The sequence below is a fragment of the Micromonospora sp. NPDC049081 genome (assembly GCF_040648835.1).
GTDB classification, from domain to species: domain Bacteria; phylum Actinomycetota; class Actinomycetes; order Mycobacteriales; family Micromonosporaceae; genus Micromonospora; species Micromonospora antibiotica.
Genome location: NZ_JBEZEK010000026.1, coordinates 1 through 20,216, shown reverse-complemented (window position 1 = coordinate 20,216; position 20,216 = coordinate 1). Strand labels below are relative to the sequence as shown.

Genomic DNA, 20,216 nt, shown 5'->3' with positions numbered 1-20,216 from the left:
CGGGAGACGAGCGATGAACTATCCAGAGACCTTCGACACCACCGGCCCGGCCGGCCTGGACGACTCGTACGCCTATCTGAGCTGGGCGGTCGTCAGTGCACACCGGATCATCGCCGAGCAGCCGGAGACCGGCTGGGAGCTGCTGCCCGACCTGCTCGGGCAGGGCTGGGGCGACCCGGACTGGTACCAGCGCAACGGTTGGCTGGCCGACTTCTACGACACCGTCTACCACCAGGCCAGTTCCCTCGCGCCGGTGCAGGTCTTCGCCGTCGACGAGCTGGGTGAGCCGGTGGCGGAGATGGCCCGGATGATCGACTCGGTGACCCAGCACTGGGTGGCCGCCGCCCATCAGGCCGCCGAGCAGGACCAGCAGAGCTACGACGGGCAGGCTGACGACCAGCACCCGTACGACGGGCAGGCCCACGACGGGTCGGGCTACGACGGCCAGGGCGAGGAACAGCCGGGCTACCACCAGCAGGGCTACGACGGGCCGAGCTACGAGGGGCAGGGCTACGACGGGCAGGGCTACGACGGGCCGGGCGACGAGCTGCCGGGTCCTGACGGGCCGCACTACGACGGGTCGGGCGGGTCGGCGTACCCCGTCGAGCAGCCGGAGCCGGACGCGTCGTCGCCGGAACCGCTGGCCGACCTCGACCCGGCTGCCGCCCGGGAGGTGCTCGACCGCGTGCTGGACGACGAGGTGGACGATCTCTCCGAGGCCGACCAGCGGGTCCTGGCCACGGTGCTGATCGACGAGAAGTTCCAGTACCTGGCCCGCGAGTACGACCTGGTGTGACCGCCGACGCCGGGTCGGCACCCCGCCTGCCGGCCCGGCGTCCGCCCCACCCCACGGACCCACCGGTCACCGCCACGACCCCGGACCCCCGACCGGGCGGACAGAGGGAAACCACGCCGTGACCACCATCGAGTACGAGCCCGAGGAACTCTCCGGCAACCGGTTCACCGTGACCGGCTTCCGCGACGCCGCCCTGCCGGTCGGGGAGTTCCTCGCCGACGAGTTGTGGCCGGACGAGCAGGACGGCGCGGTGTGGCTGGACCGGGGCACCCTGACCCGGCGGCACTGCTACTGGCTGCGGTACCGCTACCGGGGCCCGGGTCCGGGCCACCCGAAGCTGGTGGCGGTGGAGTTGGTGATCCGGTTCAACACCTTCCCCTACCAGGTCCGACCCGGCACCGACCGGTATTCACCCCGGTCGACGCTGCCGGTGCCGGGCCTGTGGGGCATCGAGGATCTCAGCATCTCGTTACGGGACACCGGGGCCGGTGGCCGGAACCCGTTCAACAAGTTCAACGACGCCGGTCAGCTGGTCTTCGAGCCGGAGATCGGGTTCGTTCCCGCCGCCGGCACGGGCGTCGCGGTGCCGGCGATCCGGGTCGTGCACCGGGTGCGGCACGTGGCCAACCCGATCGTCGGGGACGGGTACGCCCCCGGGCACGAGGAGACCGGGGCGCTGACCGTGCACAGCGACGGCGGGATCACCCTGGAGCCGGCGTCCGGGACGTCCGGGTGCTCGTCGTGGCGACTCGTCCCGGTCAGCGGGTCGGTGCACGACCGGCCGATCGTCGGGGCCGAGCCGCCACCCGGGCGCAGCCTCACCGTCTACCGGGCGACCGGCGTCACGGCCCCGCCGCCGGTCACCGCGATGCGGATGTCGACCGGTCGGGCCCGCCGGGGCGCGGTCGAGGTGCAGGGATTCGAGCGGGTCGCCGGCCCCGACCAGATCGGGGTCTGGCACACCGGCCACCCCCGCTGGTACAGCGCGTCGATGGGCGGCGACATCCGCGACGACGGGATGATCGTGGAGTACGCCCGCGCCGGTGACCGGGGTGACGACCGCCGGGCCGGCCGGGTCCGGGCCCGCCTGGCGCTGCACCTGCGCACCTGCTGCTACCTGATCGAGCAGAACGAGTTCGCCGACGCCGTCGTCTTCCACCACGGCCGCCGGCACCCCGGGTTCGTCGACGTGTCGCTGCGTCCCCTGCCCGACGACGGCGACCCGGCCGGGGCCGCCGCCCGCACCGGGCCGGTCGGGTCGCGGCTGCGGTTCGTCCCCGAGTGGTACGAGGGCACCGACGACGACGTGCCGGGGTTGCTGGTCCGCTGGTCCGAGGAGGCGGTGGGCCCGGCCGCCGGCCCCGCCGTGCCGGTCGGTGGCGCGTTCCTGATCACCGTGGACGCCTCCGGCGGGCCGGTGGTCCGCTTCGCCGACGAGCAGACCTACCAGCATCTGACCGTGTTGAGCTGAGCGGAGACAAACTGTGCCTGGTCGGATACGGCTGACCGGATACCGGCCCGACGAGCCGGTGGGCGACGCCTTCACGGTGACCGGGTTCGGCGGCGCGGGCTTCCCGGAGCAGGCGACGCTGCGGGAGTTGATCTCCCCGGCGCAGCCCCACCTCGCCGGCACCGGCATGGTCCGTGGCGACCAGCAACGGCAGCACTCCTACTGGTTGCGTTACCTGCGCCGTCGATCCGGCCCGGCCGGCCCGAAGCGGGTCTGTGTGGACCTGCTGGTCCGGTTCACCACCTTCGACTACGTGGTGGCCGACGTCGGGGTGGGGGCGCTGGTGCTCCGACAGAGCGCGCTGTCGCACTTCCCCTGCTGGGGGATCACCGACCTGAGCGTGTCGCCCCATGCCGTCGGGGCCGGCCGTAACCCGTTCAACAAGTTCAACGAGGTCGGCTCGCTGGTCTTCACCGCCCGGCTGGAGGCCGCCCACGGCACGGTGCCGGCGATCCGGATCGGCTACCGGGTGCACCACGAGCAGACCACGGTCGGTGGGGTCCAGCTGACCCCGGAACACGACGAGGTGGGTTCGTTCCTGGTGCACAGCGACGGGCTCTTCGAGGTGGCCGACCAGTCGCTGGCCACCCGTACCCACTTCCTCGTCACCCCGGTCAACGCGGGGGTGCACGACCGGCCTGCGGTGCCGGTGCACGCCGCCCGCCGGCCCGGCGGTGGCCGCCCGGCGTGGCACGCGACCGGGCTCACCGCCGCGCCGGCCGAGCTGCCGCAGGCCCACCCCACGCCCTACGTCGACGACACCGTCACGGTGACCGGTTTCCACGACCTGGACGGTCCACAGACCCTGGCGGTACGCGACGCCGCCGGTCAGGCACGGTCGGCGATGCTGGACACCGCAGCCGCGGACCCCGGTGCGGTGCTGCTGACCTACCACGGTGGGCCCGCCCTCCGGGGCACGGTCCGGCTGCTGCTGGGGCTCCGGTGCACCATGCACCGCTACCTGGTCGCCCCGGTCGGCGTCGACCGCAGCGTCACCCACCGGACCGACGGGGACGATGTCGGCATCGACGCCCACTACGGTGACGACCCGACGGCCAACCGGGAGTCGTGGCCGGTGCTGTGGCACCGGGGGCGTCGGCACGTCGGCTTCCGGCAGGTCACGCTGCTGGTGGCCGGGGTCGACGGCGGACCCGGCCGGGGCGGCCCCGACGCCGTACGCAACAGCACCGGATCCCCGGTGCGGCTGGCCCTCACCCCCCGGTGGGAGCCGGGGGGTGACGACCGGGGGCCGGAGCTGCGGATCAGGTGGCACGCGTCGCACCAGGACGACGCCCCGGTCGAGGGCCTGCTGGCGCTCCGGACCGACGACGGCGGCCGGCCGACCCTGACCCCGCTGGACGACGAGAGCCGCCGCCACTTCACCGTCACGGGCTGACCGGCAGGTCCTCGTCGACCACCGGACGGACCCGCCGGGACAGCTCGGTGATCTCCCGCCGGTACGCCGACTGCTGGGCGGCGTCGACGCCACCGGCCGGGCCGAGCGCGACCAGCAACCGCAGCGCCCGGACCTGACCGAGCAGGTGCCCGGTCTCCCGGTGGGTGGCCAGCGCCTCCTCGGCGGTCCGCGCCGAGGTCACCGGGTCGGTGTTCCGCATCGCCTCGGCGGCGGCCACCAGGGCGTGCCCCTCCCAGACCCGGTAGCCGGCGGCGCGGGCCACCGTCCGGGCCTGCCGGGCCAACGCGACCGCCTCCGTCGGGTCGGTGTCGCCGAAGACCTCGGCCAGCCCGATGAGCGCCTCGACCTCCTCACCCCGGGCACCACCGGCCCGGGCGAGTTCGAGTGCCCGCCGGTGTTCGATGGCCGCCGCCGGGTCACCGTTGCGCTGGTGGATCGCGCCGCGCACGTTGCGGGCGGCAGCCTGCTGGGCGGTGTCGCCGATCAGGTCGGCGAGGGCCAGCGCCTCGTCGGCCAGCTTCGTCGCCGGGCCCAGGTCGCCGGTCTGCACCCGCAGCGCCGCCAACCGGCGCAGGCTCTCCGTCTCGGTGGGCCGGTAGCCCGTCCGCCGGCTGAGATCCAGCGCCTCCCGCAGGTGGTCGAGAGCCTCGCCGTGCTGGCCGAGGGCGTGCTGGACCTCGCCCAGGTTGCTCAGGCTGATCCCGGCGCTCATCCACATCCCGGTGCTGCGGGTCAGCGCCAGGGACTGCCGGAAGACCTCGGCCGCCTCGCGGAGCCGCCCCATGTCCCGGTAGATCACCCCGAGGTTGCCGAGGCTGGTGCTGAGCCGTTCGGGGCCGCCCAGGCGTTCGTGGATGCTCACCGCCAGCCGGGTCAACTCGGCACCCTCGGCCAGCCGGCCGGCCCGCAGGTGCAGCAGCCCACAGGTGCCGTACGCCGCCGCCAACCCCTCGGGCCAGGCCGCCCGGTGGGCCGCGTCGATCATCGCGGTGGCGTGGGACAGACCCACCGCGTACTCGCCACGGCGTAGATGCAGGCTGGCCAGCCCGAGCCGGCTCGCGGCCTCACCGGCATGGTCGCCGACCTGCTGTGCGGCGTGCAGTGCGCTGGTCGCGGCGACCAGGCCGTCGCTGTGCGGGCGGAACTGGTAGTAGCCGCGCAGCGCGTCCGGGATCCGCCAGGCGGCCGGGTCGGCCCCGTTCTCGGCGGCGTGCGCGATCACCCGCATCAGGTTGGTGTGCTCCTCCTCCAGCCAGGCCATCGCCCCGGCTGAGCTGGGAAACGGGGACCCATCGGGGTGCGGTTCGGCCCCGTCGGGCGGCAACCGCACCAGGTGGGGATAGATCGTGGCGGCGGCGGCGTCGGTGCGCTGCCGGTACCAGCCGTAGAGGCGTCGGACGGCGGACCGCAGTTGCGCGGCGGGGTCCTCGGCGGTGGCCCGCTCCAGGGCGTAGAGCCGCAGCAGGTCGTGGAAGGCGTACCGGCCGGGGGTGACCTGCTGGACGAGGTGCGCGGCGGCGAGCCGGTCCAGCTCGTGTGCGGCGGTCGGCTCACCGATCCCGGCCAGGGCGGCGGCGGCGGTCACCGTGACGTCCGTCCCCGGCGCGGTGCCCAGCAGCCGGAACAGCCGGCGGGCCGGGGCGGGCAGCGCGGCGTACGACAGGTCGAACGCCGCCCGGACGGCCGCCTGGTCGTCTCCCTCGACACGGAGGCCGGCGAGTTGGTTACCGGCGGTCAGCCGGGCGGTGTGCGCGCTGATCGACTGTTGGGGCTGGTCGATCAGGTTGGCGGCGGCGATCCGCAGGGCCAGCGGCAGCCGGGCGCAGACCGTCGCCAGTTCGGCGATCTCACCTGAGCGGGCCACCCGGTCGGGCGGGATGATCCGGGTGAGCAGGGTGCCGGCCTCGTCCACGGTGAGGACGTCGAGGTCGAGCCGGCGTGCTCCGTCCACGGCGACGAGCCCGCTGAGCCGGTCCCGGCTGGTGACCAGCGCCAGGCAGCCGGCGGCCCCCGGCAGGAGCGGGCGGACCTGGTCGGCGCTGGCGGCGTTGTCCAGCAGCACCAGCATCCGGCGACCGTCCAGCATGGTGCGGAACAGCGCGGCGGCCTGCCCGGGGTCGACCGGCACCTGGTCGGCCGGCACCCCGAGCGCGTGCAGGAACCCGGCGAGGGCCTCCGACTCGCGGACCGGGCTGGCCGTCGAGTAGCCACGCAGGTTGACGTAGAGCTGCCCGTCGGGGAAGTGCCGGCGGACCCGGTGCGCCCAGTGCACCGCCAGGGCGGTCTTGCCGACCCCGGCCATCCCGGTGATGGTGGAGATGACCACCGGCCCCCGGGCCGCCGTCGCCCCGACCAGCAGCGCGTCGAGGGCGGCCAGTTGGGTGCTGCGCCCGGTGAAGTACGCGACGTCGGGCGGCAGCTGCGCCGGTGACCGGTGGCGCGACGGTGGGGTCGGCTGCGCCACCTCGGGCCGGCGCGGTGCCACCTCGGTCAGGCGGGGTGCCGACGCGGTGCCGGTCACCGGCCCGCCCGGGTGGGTGACCATCCGGGGCAGGTCCTGGCGCAGGATGCGCAGCTGTGCCTCCCGCAGTTCCGGGCCGGGCTCCACGCCGAGCTGTTCGGCGAGGCGGTCGCGCAGGTCGCGGTGCAGGGCCAACGCGCGGGCCTGCTGGCCGCAGGCGGCCAGGGCGAGCATCAGCCGGGCGTGCACCTGCTCGTGCAGCGGTTCGTGGCTGGCCACCGCGTGCAGTTCCCGGACCGCCCGGTCGGGCAGGCCCAGGTCGACGGCGAGCGTGGCGTAGGTGACGGCGGTGGCGATGCGACGTCGGTTCAGGGCGGCGGCGGTCGGGTGCTGGGTCAGGCTCGGCGCCGCGTCGGCCAGCACCGGCCCCCGCCACAGCGCCAGTGCCCCGGCCAGCCGGTCCAGGCTCGGCAGGTCGCCCGCGACGCTGCCCTCGGCGCGTTCGATCGCGGCGGCGAACCGGCTCAGGTCGAGCTGGGCGGGGTCGACCCTCAACCGGTAGCCGCCGCCGACGTGGGTGATGGTGGCGGCGGGGCCGCCGGGCTGGTCCAGCACCCGACGTAACCGGGCGACGTAGGTGTGGACGAGGTTGAGGCAGCTGTCCGGCGGGTCGTGACCCCAGAGCACGTCGACGATCTCGTGGCGGGACACGATCGCGTCCGGGTGCAGGGCGAGCAGGCCGAGCAGCATCCGTTGGCGGTTGGAGCCGAGCGTGACCGGTTCGACGCCGACCTGGATGCGCAGCGGCCCCAGCACGTCGATGCGCAGGGTCGGTGCCGGCGTGGCGACGGGTGGCGCCGGGCCGGGTGGCTTCAGCTGCGGCGGACCGACGGCGGCGGCGATCCGCCGGAGGGACTCGGCCCGGGGGTTGCGGACCCGGCCCTGCTCGATGTCGCGCACCGCCCGGACGCTGATTCCCGCCCGTTCGGCCAGCTGCTCCTGGGTCAGTCCGGCACCCAGTCGTCGTCGTCGGATCTCACCACCGCTGTCGGCCATCAACGGGCCTCCCTGTCATGGCTGCGCGCCTGTCCCACCAGCGCTGCCAGCACATGATTCTGCCGGTTGACCGGTCGGATGACCATGATCTTCGCCACTGAATCACCGGGCTACCCGCAGGTCAAACCTGCCGATGGGGCAGGGCCGCCCGCCCTTCGGGGCAACGGTTCTGCCGGTTCTGCCGGTGCCCCCATCACTCACTTGTGGACGCACGGGCATTTGAGCAGCTCAAAACGTTGTCACCCGGCAAGGATGTCTATCTGCCGGCGTCCAGCCGGCCTCCAGTGCGCGACCGACCGCCGTCTCTACCGTGGACGACGGGCACCGGCACCACCCGCTGGCCGGTGTCCATCTCGGCGAAGCGACTCCCACCCGGTCACGGAACCGCTCGGCACCGGCCTCCGGACCACCGATCTGCCCCTGCTGAGCGTCAGCCTGGCAGCCGACGCCCGCCTCAGCCCGGAAGCTAAGGAACCGCCATGAACGGACGTGCCCAGACCTACATCCGTACCCCCGACCCGATCTCCACGGCCGGGATCACCGCGGCGCTGCGTGGCCGGGCCGAGATCGAGGTCGTACCCGCGCAGATGATCACCGCCGAGACCGTCGGTGTGGTCGCCGCCGACACCCTCGACCGGGACACGCTCGACGTGCTCAGGGCCGTACGCCGGTTGGGCTGCCGGCGCTTCGTGCTGGTCGCCGCCGTCGAGTCGGACTCGGCGCTGATCCCCGCCGTGGAGCTGGGGGTACGCGCCCTCGCCTCACGCACCGAGGCGACCGGCCACCGGTTGGCCCAACTCGTGGTCAGCACCGCCTCCGGCGGGGCGGCGATGCCCCCGGAGGTGCTCGGTCTGCTGGTCAAGCAGGTGACCCGGCTCCAGCAGACGGTGCTCGCCCCGCGCGGCATCGACGTCAACGGGCTCTCGGTGCGGGAGAGCGAGATCCTGCGGCTGGTGGCGGACGGGATGGACACCCGGGAGGTGGCGACCCGGCTGAGCTACTCGGAGCGGACCGTCAAGAACGTGCTGCACGACATCACCAGCCGGTTCCAGCTGCGCAACCGCACCCACGCGGTAGCCTACGCGGTCCGGGAGGGGCTGATCTGACCGCCGAGGAGGACCCGACGTGCCGCACGCACGCACCGACGAACGTCAGGTGACCCGGGACGACCTGGGCGCCTGGCTGATCAAGGGCAATGCGGACCTGGTCGACCTCGCCGGCCGGTTCGCCCGGGACCCCCGGGTGACGGGCTGGTGCGTACGCCCCGGCTACCGGGCCCGGCTGATGCGGGCCGGTCAGCCCGTGGTGTTCTGGGCCAGCGGCAGCCGGGGACGGTTGCCGTACGGCGTCTGGGGGATCGGCCGGCTCACCGGCGAGCCGGTGCCCGGCGGGGAGGCCCGCGCGCCCTGGACGGTGCCCATGGACCTGACCGTCCTGCCCGAGCCACGACGGCTGCACCGGGACCGGTTGCGCGCCGACCCCCGACTGGCCGGGCTGGAGGTGTTCCGCCAGCCACAGGCGGCCAACCCGTCGTACCTGACCCGGGCGCAGTTCACCGCCCTCGCCGACCACCTGCCCGAGGCGGCCGACGTGGTGTCCGGCGCTACCAGCGCACCGGCAACGTGGTGACGACCCCACCCACCTCCCGCTCCGCGATGGGGAACGGCCCGTCGGCGGCGAGGCGCAGGCCGGGCAACCGGGCCCGCAGCCGCTCCAGCCCCACCGCCAGGATCGCCCGGCCGAGCCGTCGACCCGGGCAGTAGTGGCGGCCCCCGCCGAACCCGACGAACTTCGGGCCGCTGCGGTGCGGCAGGAGCGCCTCCGGCTGCTGGTAGACCTCCGGGTCGTGCAGTGCCGAGATCCAGGCGAGGAGCACGGCCGTGCCCCGGGGCACGGTGCCGGAGGGCAGCACGAGGTCGGTGGTCGCGGTCCGCAGCGCGGCCACGTTGCCGGCGTACACCAGGCGGAGCAGCTCGTCGGCCAGCGCCGTGGGGTCGGTGCCGTGCCGGACGAAGGTCCGCCAGTCCGCCGCGTCGTCCCCCAGGAGCCGTAGCATCGCCCGGCCGAGCACGGTCGCCGGGGCCTCGACCCCCGCCGACAGCATCAGCCTGGTCAGGCTGACCAGCTCGTCCGTCGGGAGCCGGGTGGCGGTGTCCGGTGGGTCGACCAGGTCGGCCAGCAGCGCGGCGTCCGACCCGCCCGTGACGACCCCACGCACGTATGCGCCGAACTCGGCGACGAGCCGGGCCCGTTCCTGCGGCGTGCCGGGATGCGAGTGGGTGTACGCCCCCGACCAGCGGCGGATCCTGTCGCAGTCCTCGGGCGGAATGCCGAGCAGCCGCGTGATCGTCAGCAGCGGGAGCCGGTCGGTGTACCCGACGACGAGGTCACCGTCGCGGCGACCGTCGGCGGTCATCGCGTCCACGAGGGAGTCGGCCACCTGCCGGACCACCGGCAGGTGGGCGGCGACCCGCGCGTGGTCCATCGCCCGGGTGGCGACCCGGTGCACCGCCGTGTGGGACCGCTCGGACTGGTTGATGAGCAGGTCCGGGTCGTAGAGAAAGTTGGGTTCGCCGCTGCGCCGGGGAGCGTCGGCGAGTAGGTGGTTGCGGGACAGCGCGGGGCTGCTGACGGCGGCGGCGACGTCGGCGTGCCGGACGAGCAGGATCGCGCTGTCGCCGCTGGGCAGCCGGACGCGGCCGAACGGGCACTGCCCGCGTCGACGGGCGAAGTCGGCGGCGGGAGCGAGCCCCGACGCGGGCGGCAGCGGGAATGCGGGGAGGTCGTCGTCCATCAGCGCTCCTTCGATCGGCGGACGTGGGTGTGGGCACCCCCCGACGCGGGCACCGGCCCCGCCGGGGGTCCGGTGGCGCTGACGCCGCCGGTACGCAGAGGCGCCGGTCCGCCGCCGGGGTCACCGCCCGACCAGTCGGGCCAGGTGGGTGAGGCCGGATCTGGTCGCCGCCGCCGGCAGGCCGAAGTCGATCAGGCAGGCGACCTCGTCCACGCCCGCCTCGGCGAGCCGGCGCAGGGTACGGGCGCAGGTCGGCACCGAGCCGAAGAGCCCTCGTTCGGCCAGGAACCGGTCGAGCACCCGGCCGATGAGGAAGTCCGCCTCGTCGTCGGTGATCGTGGAGTCGTGGAAAGGGGAGCCGGGCAGCATCCCCGCCACGAGGTCGAGCGAGGACCGCAGGTAGCGGGTCATCGGCTCCCGGGCCAGGGCGGACACGCCCTGGTCGTCCGGCCCGACCAGGGTGTGCAGCATGAGGGTGACCCGGCCCTGCCCGGGGTGCAGCTGCCGGTACCGCTCGATCTTGGTGTGCAGCTCGTCGAGGCTCTGGGTGAGCAGGTGGGTGAGGACGCCGACGCCGAGCCGCCCGGCGAGTTCGAAGGTGGCCAGGTCACCGGCGCTGGTGATCCAGACCGGCAGGTCGGCCTGCACCGGCTTGGGGAAGACCTCGACGTCGACGCGACCGCCGACGCCGTCGGGACGTGGCGTGGTGCCGCCCCGCCACAGGGAACGCACCTCGTCGATCAGCTCCGGCAACGCCGACCTGCGGTGCGGGTACCGGTCGGGGGCGAGGACGAAGTCGACGGCGTGCCAACCGGAGGCGAACGCGACCCCGGCCCGGCCGTGGGAGATCCGGTCCACGACCGCCCACTCCTCGGCCACCCGCAACGGGTCGTGCAGGGGGAGCACGACGCTGCCGGCGCGGACACCGACCCGCCGGGTGACCGCCGCGACGGCGGCACCGGTCACCGCCGGGTTCGGGTAGGGGCCGCCGAATTCGTGGAAGTGCCGCTCCGGCGTCCAGACCGCCGCGAAGCCGTGGTCGTCGGCGAACCGTGCGCTGTCGAGCAGCAGGTCATGGGCGTCGTCGGCGCTGGCGGAGAAGAAGAACAGGCTCAGGTCCACGGGGGCGGCTCCTCCTGCGGCCGGACCAGGGTCGCCTGCGGCGCGGTGAGGCTGCGGTCCAGCACCACCAGGACCCGGTCGATCAGGGCGTCGGCCCGTCGGCGTGCCCCGGCCGCCGCCGGGAACTGGAACGTGACGTGGGTCTGCTCGCCGTCGGCGATCATGACGTGCAGGGCGTTGCGGGCGACCCCGTTGAACGCCGACCAGTCCACCGTGGTGGCGACGCCGGCGAAGACCGGGCCGGGGGCGATCCGCCGGTAGCTGACCGAGACGGCGGCGGTGGCCAGGAACGGCCGTGTCCCGGGCCGGCACATCGCCAACGGGACCGTCCGGTGGGCGTACAGCTCCCGCAGGCCGGCGCGGACGGTCGTCAGCGCCGCCGCGTACGAGCCGGTCGGTGGCGTGGGGAGGGTGAGCGGAAGCTCGTTGACGTACATGCCGATCCGGTCCGCCTCGGCCGGCGTACGCACCGACAGCTCGATCGCGATCGAGGTGGGCCCGTCGTCGGGGGCGAGGCAGTTGGCGAGCACCGTGAGCAGCAGCTCGAACCGGGTCGCGTCCAGTGCGACGGCCGCCTCGGCCAGCCTCGTACGGGTCCGGGGGGTCAGCGCGCGGACGACCGTGTCGCCGGGGCGTACCCCGCCGTCGCGGGGCAGCTCGACCGGGCGTGGCGGGTTCCGCCACCAGTATTCGGTGGCCGCGACGACCAGGTGCTCCGGCGGCATCGTGTACCCGGGTCCGGCCGGCTGCGCCGCCACCGCCGGTGCGTCGGGGCCGTAGCGGTCGGCCAGGTCCCGCAGCAGGATGTCCTTGGACCGGCCGTCGACGATCAGGTGGTGGGCGGCCAGGACGAGCACCCCACCTCCGTTCCCCAGGGGGAACCACCAGACCCGGGCCAGCGGCCCGGCCGACAGGTCGAACCGGGTGCGGCAGGCCCGCTCGACCCGCTCGCGGACGGTCCCGTCGGCGGCGGGTTCGACCGCGAGCGTCAGCGGGTGCTCGCCGACCGCCAGCCAGGGCAGGCCGTCGAGGTTGTGGCAGCCGGCGGTCAGCAGCGGATGCCGCGCGGCCAGCGCCGCGCAGGCCCGCGCCAGCCGGCCCACGTCGACCGGGCCGCGCAGGTGGGCGGTGACCGCGACCGTGTACGCCGACCCGAGCGCGACCAGCTGCTCGTTGAACCAGATGCCCCGTTGCAGCGGCGAGGTCGGCACGAACTGCGTCACGGTGACCCGGACATCCGGTCGGCGATCCAGGCGGCCTGCGCGGCCAGGCCCGGCCGGGCGTACAGCGCCGACACCGGCGTGGCGACCGCGAACTGGTCGGAGACGAGACGGGCCAGCCGCAACGCCGACATCGAGTTGCCGCCCAGGGCGAGGAAGTCGTCGTCGCGGCCCACGGCGGCCACGCCCAGCACGGTCGCCCAGATGTCGGCCAGTCGTCGTTCGACCACGGTCACCGGGGCGGCGGCGGGCGTCGATCCGGCCGGCGGGAAGAGGTCCCGCAGCGACCGGGTGACCACCTTGCCGCCGTCGTTGCGCGGCAACGCGTCCACACAGACGATCCGCTGCGGGATCTCCGCGCCGGACAGCCGGCCGGCGAGGAAGGCCCGCAGGTCCGCCGGTACGGCACCGGTACGGGTCACCAGCACGGCGGCGGGCCGTTCGCCCAACACCGGATCGGCGAGGGCGAGCACCGCGCAGTCCCGGACGTCGGGGTGCCCGTGCAGCGCCTGTTCGACCGCGAACGGCGAGACCTTCGTGCCGCCGGAGTGGATGGTCGACGCGGCGCGGCCGGTGAGGTGCAGGTAGCCCTCGTCGTCGAGCCGGCCGCGGTCACCGGTGCGGGTCCAACCGTCGCGGAACGTCGCGGCGTCACCACCGTCGAGGTAGCGGCGCGGTGGGGCGTCGGAGCCGATCCAGACCTGACCCACCTCGCCCGCAGCGACCTCCCGGCCGGCGTCGTCGGTGATCCGCACGGTGCCCCGACCGACCGCGTCCGGGCGTCGACTGTCGAACACCATCGTCGTGCGGGCCGGCGCCGCCTCGGTCGAGCTGTAGGTGTTGACGATGGTGGCGTACGGCAGGACGTCGCCGAGGGCCCGCGCGACGGCGGCGGGCAGCACGTCGCCTGTCGTTCCCACGAGCACCAGCGACGACAGGTCACGACGGTCGGGTTCGCCGGAGTCCAGCAGCTCCCGGGCCATCGACGGGACGAGGAAGAGGGTGCCGACCCGGAACTCCTCGACGGCGGCGCAGACCTCGGCGGCGTCGAACCGGGGCACGACGAGCGCGGCGGGTTCGGCGGCCAGGCCGGTGAGGAGCATGGTCTGGGCGGCGTTCGTCCCGATGGGGAAGGCGTGCAGGAAATAGCGGGAGTGCGCGAGTTGCCGCCGGCCGGGTGCGGTGTCGTGCCCGTGGGTGAGGTTGCCGTGGGTGGCGACGACCGCCCTGGCCGACCCTTCGGTCCCCGAGGTGAAGATGATCTGGGCTGCGCCGTCCGGGGTCGCCCGGTCGGGCACGGCGTCGGTTGCGGTCCCGGCCGGCCCGCGCTGCCAGCCGCCCAGCTCCGGGGGGACGGCGCAGCCTTCCCGGATGATCCCGACCGCCCCGGCGACGCTGACCCGCTCGACGAGCTGTCCCGGCGGGAGCCGGGCCGACAGCGGCACCGCCACCCCACCGGCCCGCAGCACGCCACAGAACGCGGTGGCGTACCCGAACCACTCCCGCTCGTCGAAGAGCAACGCCACCCGCTGGCCGACCCGTAGCCCGTCGTCGACGAGCGCGGCGGCGAGCGCGTCCGCCGACCGGTCCCACTGCGCGAACGTCAGCGTCGCGCCGTCGGGGTGGCACAGGGCGGCGGCGTCCGGTGTGTCCGCCGCCCGCTGCCGCAGCAGGCCGGGCACGGTTGGTCCGCCGGTCATCGGGGGTCCGGTGCCCGGTCGGCGGCGACCGCCGCGATCCGCCCGATCGTGCCGGCCCGCACGATCTCCTCCAGGGTGAGCCGGATGCCCAGCCGTCGCTCGATCCGGAACGCGACCTGGGTGGTCAGCAGCGAATGCCAGCCCACGTCGGTCAGGTCGTCGTCCAGGCCGACCCCGTCGACGCCGACCAGTTCCTCGACGATCGCGGCGATGGCGCGTTCGGTCGGGGTGTGCGGTGGTCGGGACCCGGCCGGTACCGCCAACCGTCGCCGGTCGACCTTCCCGGCGGCGGTGAGCGGCAGGGCGTCCACCACCACGACCAGGTCCGGCACCAGGTGGGCGGGGACGGCGCGGGCCAGGGCCGCCCGCAGCGCCGTACCGGAGGGTCGGTAGCCCGGCGTCGGTACGACGTGTGCCACGAGCGAGACCGGGCCGGCGTCCGCCGCGACGGCGGAGACGGCCGCCGAGCGGGCCCCGGGCAGCCGCAGCAGCGCGGCCTCGACGCCGGCCGGCTCGACCCGGAAGCCCCGGACCTTCACCTGCGCGTCCAGCCGACCGAGCAGGTGGACGAGGCCGTCGGGGTCCCGGCGGCCCCGGTCCCCGGTGCGGTAGGACGAGTCGCCGTCGACCTGCCCGAACCGGGCGGCGGTGAGTTCGGGGGCGTTGAGGTAGCCGCGGGCGACGCCACGGCCGACGATGACGATCTCGCCCGGCTGCCCGTCGGCGACGACCCGGCCGTCGGGGTCGACGACGAGGACGTCGTATCCGGCTATCGGCCGGCCGATCGGGATGCGCTCGCCGTCGGTGTCCGCCCGGCTGACCCGGTGCAGGGTGCTGGCCACGGTGGCCTCGGTGGGGCCGTAACCGTTGACCAGTTCGCACCGGTCGATCCAGCGCCGCGCCGTGGCCGGTGCCAACGGACTGCCCACACTGAGCAGGGTCCGTAGCCGGGGGAGATCGTCGTCCGGCAGGGAGTCGAGCACGGCGGCGGGCAGGACCGCGTGGGTGACGGCCCGCTCCGCGAGCAGCCGCGCCAGCGGCGCACCGACCAGTGCATCCCGGTCGACGACCTCCAGCCGGCAGGCGGCACCGAGGCCGAGGAGGAGTTCGAAGATCCAGCCGTCCGCCACCGGGCTGGCATGGAGCAGGACGCGGGCGTCGTCGCCGAGGTCACCGAACCAGCGCTGCTGCGCGGCCATGAGGTTGGCGACCGCGTCGTGGCCGATCATGACCAGCTTCGGCGTGCCGGTCGTGCCGGCGGTGGGGATGACGTACGCCAGCCCGGTCGGGTCGCCGGCAGCGGACCGGCCTCCCGGTCGCGGTGGCCCGGCGGCCGGCCGCGTCGGGTCCACCTGGCGCATGCCGGGGGCCCGGTGCAGCACGGACGTCGACACGAGCACCGTGGCGTCCGCCGCCGTCGCGACCGACTGGTTCCAGGCCGGCGGGCTGGCCGGATCGAGGGGTAGCAGGACGCCCCCGCTGCGCCAGGTGGCGAGGGCCGCCGTGACGAGGGGAACGCCGCGTTCCAGGACGACCGCCACCACCGTCGCCGGCCCGACGCCGGCCCCGGACAGCGTGTCGGCGAGCACGTCCGCCCGCTGGTCCAGCTCGGCGTACGTGACCTCCCCGGTCCGGTCGGCCAGGGCCACCCGGTGCGGGAACCGGCGGGCGAGTGTGGACACCCGGTCGCTCACCGGGACGACGTCCCTGTCGCGCAACGGCGACCCCCTCGTCGACTCACCTGACCATGGACAATGATCTATCCGTGAGGCTGTCACGACGGTGCGGGCCGGTCAAGGTGCACGCGCCGTCCCCCTCTTCGACGACGCCGCCTACGCCGACCTGGTCGGCGGCTCGACCGTCAGCTGGTGCTCCGGCGACCCGAACGACCACCGGCGTGCCTGCGCCGGGTTCCCCATGATCACTGCCGAGCCCTGACCGGCCCTTGACCTCACGTCCGGTTCAGGTTGTCGGATGGGGACATGCGCGCTGTTCGCCTCCACCGGTTCGGTCCCGCCACCAATCTCGTCCTCGACGACCTGCCCGACCTAGCACCGGCCCCCGGGCAGGTGCGCATCGCGGTGGCGGCCAGCGGGGTCCACCTGCTCGACACCGCGCTGCGCCGGGGCGAGGCGGGCGGCCCGCTCCCGCTGCCGGCGTTGCCGACCGTGCCGGGTCGCGAGGTCGCCGGCACGGTCGACCTGGTCGGGGCCGGGGTGGACGAGGTGTGGCGGGGGCGGCGGGTCGTCGCCCACCTGGGCATGGTCCCCGGCGGGTACGCCGAGCAGGCGGTCACCGCGGTCGAGTCGCTGCACGTCGTACCGGAGGGGACGGGGTTCGCCGACGCGGTGGCCCTGGTCGGGACGGGCCGGACCGCCCTCGGTGTCTTCGAGCTGGAGCCGCCGACGGCGGACGACGTGGTGCTGGTGCTGTCGGCGGCCGGTGGGATGGGCTGGCTGCTGGTGCAGGCGGCCCGGACGGTCGGCGCGACGGTGGTCGCTGCGGCCCGGGGTGCCCGACGCACGGCCCGGCTCGGTGAGCTGGGCGCGGACGTCGTGGTGGTCGACTACGACCGGCCTGACTGGACGGACCTGGTCCGGGCACGGACCGGTGGGCCGACCCTGGTGTACGACGGGGTGGGCGGGGCACTGGGCCGGGCCGCCCTGGAGTCGACGGCGTCGGGCGGCCGGTTCGTGATGTTCGGGTGGTCGGCGGGGGAACCGACCCGGGTCGGCACGGCGGACCTGGTGGAGCGCAGCCTGACCGCCGGCTGGCTCGGGCAACGGCTGCGCAGCCGGCCGGGCGGGATCGCGGGGCTCGCGGCCCGGTCGGTGGAGCTGGGTGGTCGTGGCTGGTGGCGTCCGCTGGTGTCGACGTACCCGTTGGCGGAGGCGGCCGTCGCGCACGCCGACCTGGAGGGGCGGCGGGCGTTGGGCAAGGTGGTGCTGACCGTCGGCGGGTGATCCGGGGCGCGGTCCCCGCCACCGGTGGCCGGGACGCCGCCGGTTTCCACGGCTGCCCGCCGGCCCGGCGGGCTGCCGGCAGCGCTCGGGGTTCCCGGCGGACCTCCGCCGGGAACCCCGACCCGACGCGCGGCCGGCGGCACCAGCCGTCGGCCGTCGGCAGTTCCCGCCCGTCGGCTGCGCCCACGGTCGACTGTCGTCCCGGGCGGTGACGGTCAGCCGGGGAGCTGGTCGACCCGGGTGAGGACCTGGTCGATCAGGCCGTAATCCCGGGCCTGCTCGGCGGTGAACCACCGGTCCCGGTCCCAGTCGGCCTGGATCTCGTCGAGGGTGCGCCCGCTGTGCTCGGCGATCAGCTCCTGCATGGTCCGCTTCACGTGCAGCATGTTCTCCGCCTGGATGGTGATGTCGGCGGCGGTGCCACCCATCCCCCCGGACGGCTGGTGCATCATGACCCGCGCGTGCGGCAGGGCGAACCGCTTACCTGCCGCCCCGGCGCAGAGCAGGAACTGCCCCATCGACCCGGCCAACCCCAACGCCAGGGTCGCCACGTCGTTGCGGACGTACCGCATGGTGTCGTAGACGGCCATGCCGGCGCTGACCGAACCGCCCGGTGAGTTGATGTAGAGATAGATGTCCCGCTTGCTGTCCTCGGCGGCGAGCAGCAGGATCTGCGCACAGATCTGGTTGGCCGAGGCGTCGGTGACCTCGGTGCCCAGGAAGATGATCCGTTCCCGCAGCAGCCGCTCGAAGACCTGGTCGCCGAAGGCCGGCTGCCCGCCGTCCAGCATGCGCACGTCGTACCCGATCATGGTGACCACCCTCCGCGTTGCCGGCGGGCGACCTCGCTCCGCCCGGGGACCGGCGGGTCCAGCCTGCGCCGTCGGGCGGCCACCGCCCCAGCCTTTCTGCCCCCGGCAGATCCGCCTTCGGCAGAACCCGGCCGGCCTACCCGACCAGCAGCCGCCGCCGGCCCGTGCCGACCCGCCGCCGTCCCGGCACCCTGGCGGTACGCGCAGCGGGGCGCCCGGTCGACACGACGGCGACCACCCGGACGGACACGCCGACGGTCGTCGTCCCGAACCCGAATCCGCCGACGGTCGTCGTCGCGGGCCCGAATCCGCCGACGGTCGTCATCCCGGTCCCGCCCATGGCCGTCACCCCGGTCCCGGCCCCGTCGACGGTTGCCGTCCCGGCCCCGCCGACGGTCGTCCCCCAGGGCCCGGCCCTGCCCACGGTCGTCATTCCGGGTCCGGTTCGGCCCTGGCGGGCGGTCGGCACCCGGTCCAGTCGGGCGAGGCTCCCGCCCGGCGGCACGGGGACCCGACGCTCGACCCGCCGCAGCTCGTCGCGGGCCTCTTCGAGCAGGTCGGACAGGTTGATGCCGAGTGCCCGGCAGATCGCCGCCAGCACCTCGGAGGAGGCTTCCTTGCGCCCGCGCTCGACCTCGGACAGGTAGGGCAGGGACACCCCGGCGGCGGCGGCCACCTCGCGCAACGTGCGGCCCTGGCGCAGCCGTACCCGGCGCAGCACCCCGCCGATCACCCGACGCAGCAGCGACATGCGGGCCTCCTCGTGGCCGGTGTCCCGGAACCCTCCCATCATGCCCCGTCGGCGGCCCCGGTGGGTCACGGCAAGCCGACCGCACCGGCGGGCGCGGGAGCCTGCGGCACCGGCCCTCCCGCACCGGCCGGCCCGGCTACCGCCGACTAATTCCGGCGGGTACGAGGTGACGGGGTGCTCACCGTTGGTGCAGGTCGACGTCCCGGCGGGTCGACCTGCCTGGTAACCGCTATGTTGTGCTCGTGCAGGCGACCCAGGGGGAGCAGGACCGACCGTGATCCATTTCCCGGCGCAGCGGCGCGGTCCGCTCAGCGCGTTGAGTCTCCGCCTGGCCGCCGCCCTCGGTCTGGTCCTGCTCACCGTTGCGGTGGTCTATCTCGACCGCGACGGCTACCGCGACGTGGACGAGAACGGGCTGACCCTGCTCGACTGCTTCTACTACACGGTGGTCACCCTCTCCACCACCGGGTACGGCGACATCACCCCGTTCGAGCAGTCGGCCCGGCTGGTGAACGTCCTGTTCATCACCCCGGCCCGGGTGATCTTCCTGATCATCCTGGTCGGCACCACCCTGGAAGTCCTGACCGAGCAGTACCGGACCGGCCGTCGGCTGGGTCGGTGGAGGAGAACCGTGAAGGACCACGTCATCATCTGCGGCTACGGCACCAAGGGCCGCAGTGCGGTCTCCGCCCTGCTGGAGAACGGGCTGGACAAGTCCCGGATCGTGGTGGTGGAACGCAACGGCACCGCCCTGCGGCAGGCCACCTCGGCCGGGCTGGTCGCCATCGAGGGCTCCGCCACCCGCTCGTCGGTGCTGGAGGAGGCGCACGTCCGCAACGCCAAGGCCGTCATCATCGCCACCGACAGCGACGACGCCTCGGTGCTGGTGGCGCTGACCACCCGGCAGCTCACCGCCGGTCAGGTACGCATCATCGCGGCGGTCCGGGAGGCCGAGAACGCCCCGCTGCTGCGGCAGAGCGGGGCGCACCACGTGATCGTGTCCTCGGCGACCGCCGGTCGACTGCTCGGTCTCTCCACCTCCGCGCCGCCGCTGATCGACGTGGTGGAGGATCTGCTCACCCCGGGGCAGGGGATGGCCCTGGCGATGCGTTCCGCCGAGCGGCACGAGGTGGGCAAGTCCCCCCGTGAGCTGGAGTCCCTGGTCATCGCCCTGGTACGCCGGGGCAAGGTGGTCACCCTGGCGGACCGGGCCGGCGCGGTGATTGAGACCGGCGACATGCTCGTGCACGTCCGCGACGACCGACCCACCGCCACCACCACCAGCTCCTGACCCCGGCTGGCCCGCCCCGCACCCCGGCTGGTCCGCCCCGCACCCCGGCTGGCCGCGCCTGACGCTGGCTGTCCCGCCCCGCACCCCGGCTGGTCCGCGCCGGACGCTGGCTGTCCCGCCCCGCATCCCGGCTGGTCCGCGCCGGACGCGGCTGGTCTTCCGAACCGACGAGTGGCCGGCCCCCTGCGCGGGGAACGGCCACTTCGACGTGTCGACGGGCGACTAGCTGATCGTCCAGGTGTCGCCGGTGTGGAGGAGGTTGGTGAGTTGTTGTTCGGGGGTGTCGGTGGTGGTGTTTTTGGCGGTGGTGATTTGGTGTTGGA

Annotated in this window: 15 protein-coding genes; 7 read left to right on the top strand and 8 right to left on the bottom strand. The window is 74.5% G+C overall.

Features of this window, described 5'->3' with window-relative positions; genetic code table 11:
- Positions 1 to 13: 13 nt before the first annotated feature.
- The 3 genes from AB0B63_RS27240 to AB0B63_RS27230 all read left to right on the top strand — a co-directional run bounded on the left by AB0B63_RS27240 (position 14) and on the right by AB0B63_RS27230 (position 3,702).
- The gene (locus AB0B63_RS27240) at positions 14 to 796 is read left to right on the top strand and encodes a hypothetical protein (protein ID WP_357023708.1); all 783 of its coding nucleotides are present in this window, start codon (positions 14 to 16) and stop codon (positions 794 to 796) included.
- Between the two features lie 118 nt (positions 797 to 914).
- Positions 915 to 2,267, top strand: a complete 1,353-nt coding sequence (locus AB0B63_RS27235; protein ID WP_357023705.1) for a hypothetical protein — start codon at positions 915 to 917, stop codon at positions 2,265 to 2,267.
- A 13-nt stretch (positions 2,268 to 2,280) separates the two neighbouring features.
- Complete coding sequence (locus AB0B63_RS27230; RefSeq protein ID WP_357023702.1) at positions 2,281 to 3,702, top strand: hypothetical protein; 1,422 nt, start codon at positions 2,281 to 2,283, stop codon at positions 3,700 to 3,702.
- Here AB0B63_RS27230 and AB0B63_RS27225 read toward each other — a convergent pair.
- Positions 3,692 to 7,240 carry a BTAD domain-containing putative transcriptional regulator gene (locus AB0B63_RS27225; RefSeq protein WP_357023699.1) on the bottom strand — a complete coding sequence of 1,183 codons (3,549 nt, stop codon included), beginning with the start codon at positions 7,238 to 7,240 and terminating at the stop codon, positions 3,692 to 3,694. The genes AB0B63_RS27230 and AB0B63_RS27225 overlap by 11 nt on opposite strands.
- Before the next feature lie 479 nt (positions 7,241 to 7,719).
- Between AB0B63_RS27225 and AB0B63_RS27220 the strand changes: the two genes are divergently transcribed.
- Positions 7,720 to 8,346 (top strand): response regulator transcription factor, encoded by a 627-nt coding sequence (locus AB0B63_RS27220; RefSeq protein WP_208565759.1) that lies wholly within the window; start codon positions 7,720 to 7,722, stop codon positions 8,344 to 8,346.
- 19 nt (positions 8,347 to 8,365) lie between these two features.
- Positions 8,366 to 8,869, top strand: a complete 504-nt coding sequence (locus AB0B63_RS27215; RefSeq protein WP_357023696.1) for a hypothetical protein — start codon at positions 8,366 to 8,368, stop codon at positions 8,867 to 8,869.
- Here AB0B63_RS27215 and AB0B63_RS27210 read toward each other — a convergent pair.
- The 5 genes from AB0B63_RS27210 to AB0B63_RS27190 form a co-directional block, all read right to left on the bottom strand.
- Positions 8,844 to 10,034: a cytochrome P450 gene (locus AB0B63_RS27210; protein WP_357023693.1), complete on the bottom strand. Its 1,191-nt coding sequence runs from the start codon at positions 10,032 to 10,034 to the stop codon at positions 8,844 to 8,846. The genes AB0B63_RS27215 and AB0B63_RS27210 overlap by 26 nt on opposite strands.
- 120 nt (positions 10,035 to 10,154) lie before the next feature.
- The gene (locus tag AB0B63_RS27205; protein WP_357023690.1) at positions 10,155 to 11,156 is read right to left on the bottom strand and encodes a MupA/Atu3671 family FMN-dependent luciferase-like monooxygenase; all 1,002 of its coding nucleotides are present in this window, start codon (positions 11,154 to 11,156) and stop codon (positions 10,155 to 10,157) included.
- Entirely contained in the window at positions 11,147 to 12,379 is a 1,233-nt protein-coding gene (locus tag AB0B63_RS27200) for a condensation domain-containing protein (protein WP_357023687.1), read from the bottom strand. Before AB0B63_RS27200 ends, AB0B63_RS27205 begins: the two co-directional genes overlap by 10 nt.
- Positions 12,376 to 14,076 carry an AMP-binding protein gene (locus AB0B63_RS27195; protein ID WP_357023684.1) on the bottom strand — a complete coding sequence of 567 codons (1,701 nt, stop codon included), beginning with the start codon at positions 14,074 to 14,076 and terminating at the stop codon, positions 12,376 to 12,378. Before AB0B63_RS27195 ends, AB0B63_RS27200 begins: the two co-directional genes overlap by 4 nt.
- Positions 14,073 to 15,770, bottom strand: a complete 1,698-nt coding sequence (locus tag AB0B63_RS27190; protein WP_357023681.1) for a non-ribosomal peptide synthetase — start codon at positions 15,768 to 15,770, stop codon at positions 14,073 to 14,075. Before AB0B63_RS27190 ends, AB0B63_RS27195 begins: the two co-directional genes overlap by 4 nt.
- A 288-nt stretch (positions 15,771 to 16,058) precedes the next feature.
- On the opposite strand from AB0B63_RS27190, the gene AB0B63_RS27185 reads away from it, so the two are divergent.
- Positions 16,059 to 17,039, top strand: coding sequence for a zinc-binding dehydrogenase (locus AB0B63_RS27185; protein ID WP_357023678.1), 981 nt, complete (start codon positions 16,059 to 16,061; stop codon positions 17,037 to 17,039).
- A gap of 215 nt (positions 17,040 to 17,254) precedes the next feature.
- Here AB0B63_RS27185 and AB0B63_RS27180 read toward each other — a convergent pair whose 3' ends face one another.
- Positions 17,255 to 17,851 carry an ATP-dependent Clp protease proteolytic subunit gene (locus tag AB0B63_RS27180; protein WP_357023675.1) on the bottom strand — a complete coding sequence of 199 codons (597 nt, stop codon included), beginning with the start codon at positions 17,849 to 17,851 and terminating at the stop codon, positions 17,255 to 17,257.
- Positions 17,852 to 17,987: 136 nt separating this feature from the next.
- Positions 17,988 to 18,602 carry a helix-turn-helix transcriptional regulator gene (locus tag AB0B63_RS27175; protein ID WP_357023672.1) on the bottom strand — a complete coding sequence of 205 codons (615 nt, stop codon included), beginning with the start codon at positions 18,600 to 18,602 and terminating at the stop codon, positions 17,988 to 17,990.
- A 274-nt stretch (positions 18,603 to 18,876) separates the two neighbouring features.
- Between AB0B63_RS27175 and AB0B63_RS27170 the strand changes: the two genes are divergently transcribed.
- Positions 18,877 to 19,893 (top strand): potassium channel family protein, encoded by a 1,017-nt coding sequence (locus AB0B63_RS27170; RefSeq protein WP_208565768.1) that lies wholly within the window; start codon positions 18,877 to 18,879, stop codon positions 19,891 to 19,893.
- The last annotated feature ends 323 nt before the right edge of the window (positions 19,894 to 20,216 follow it).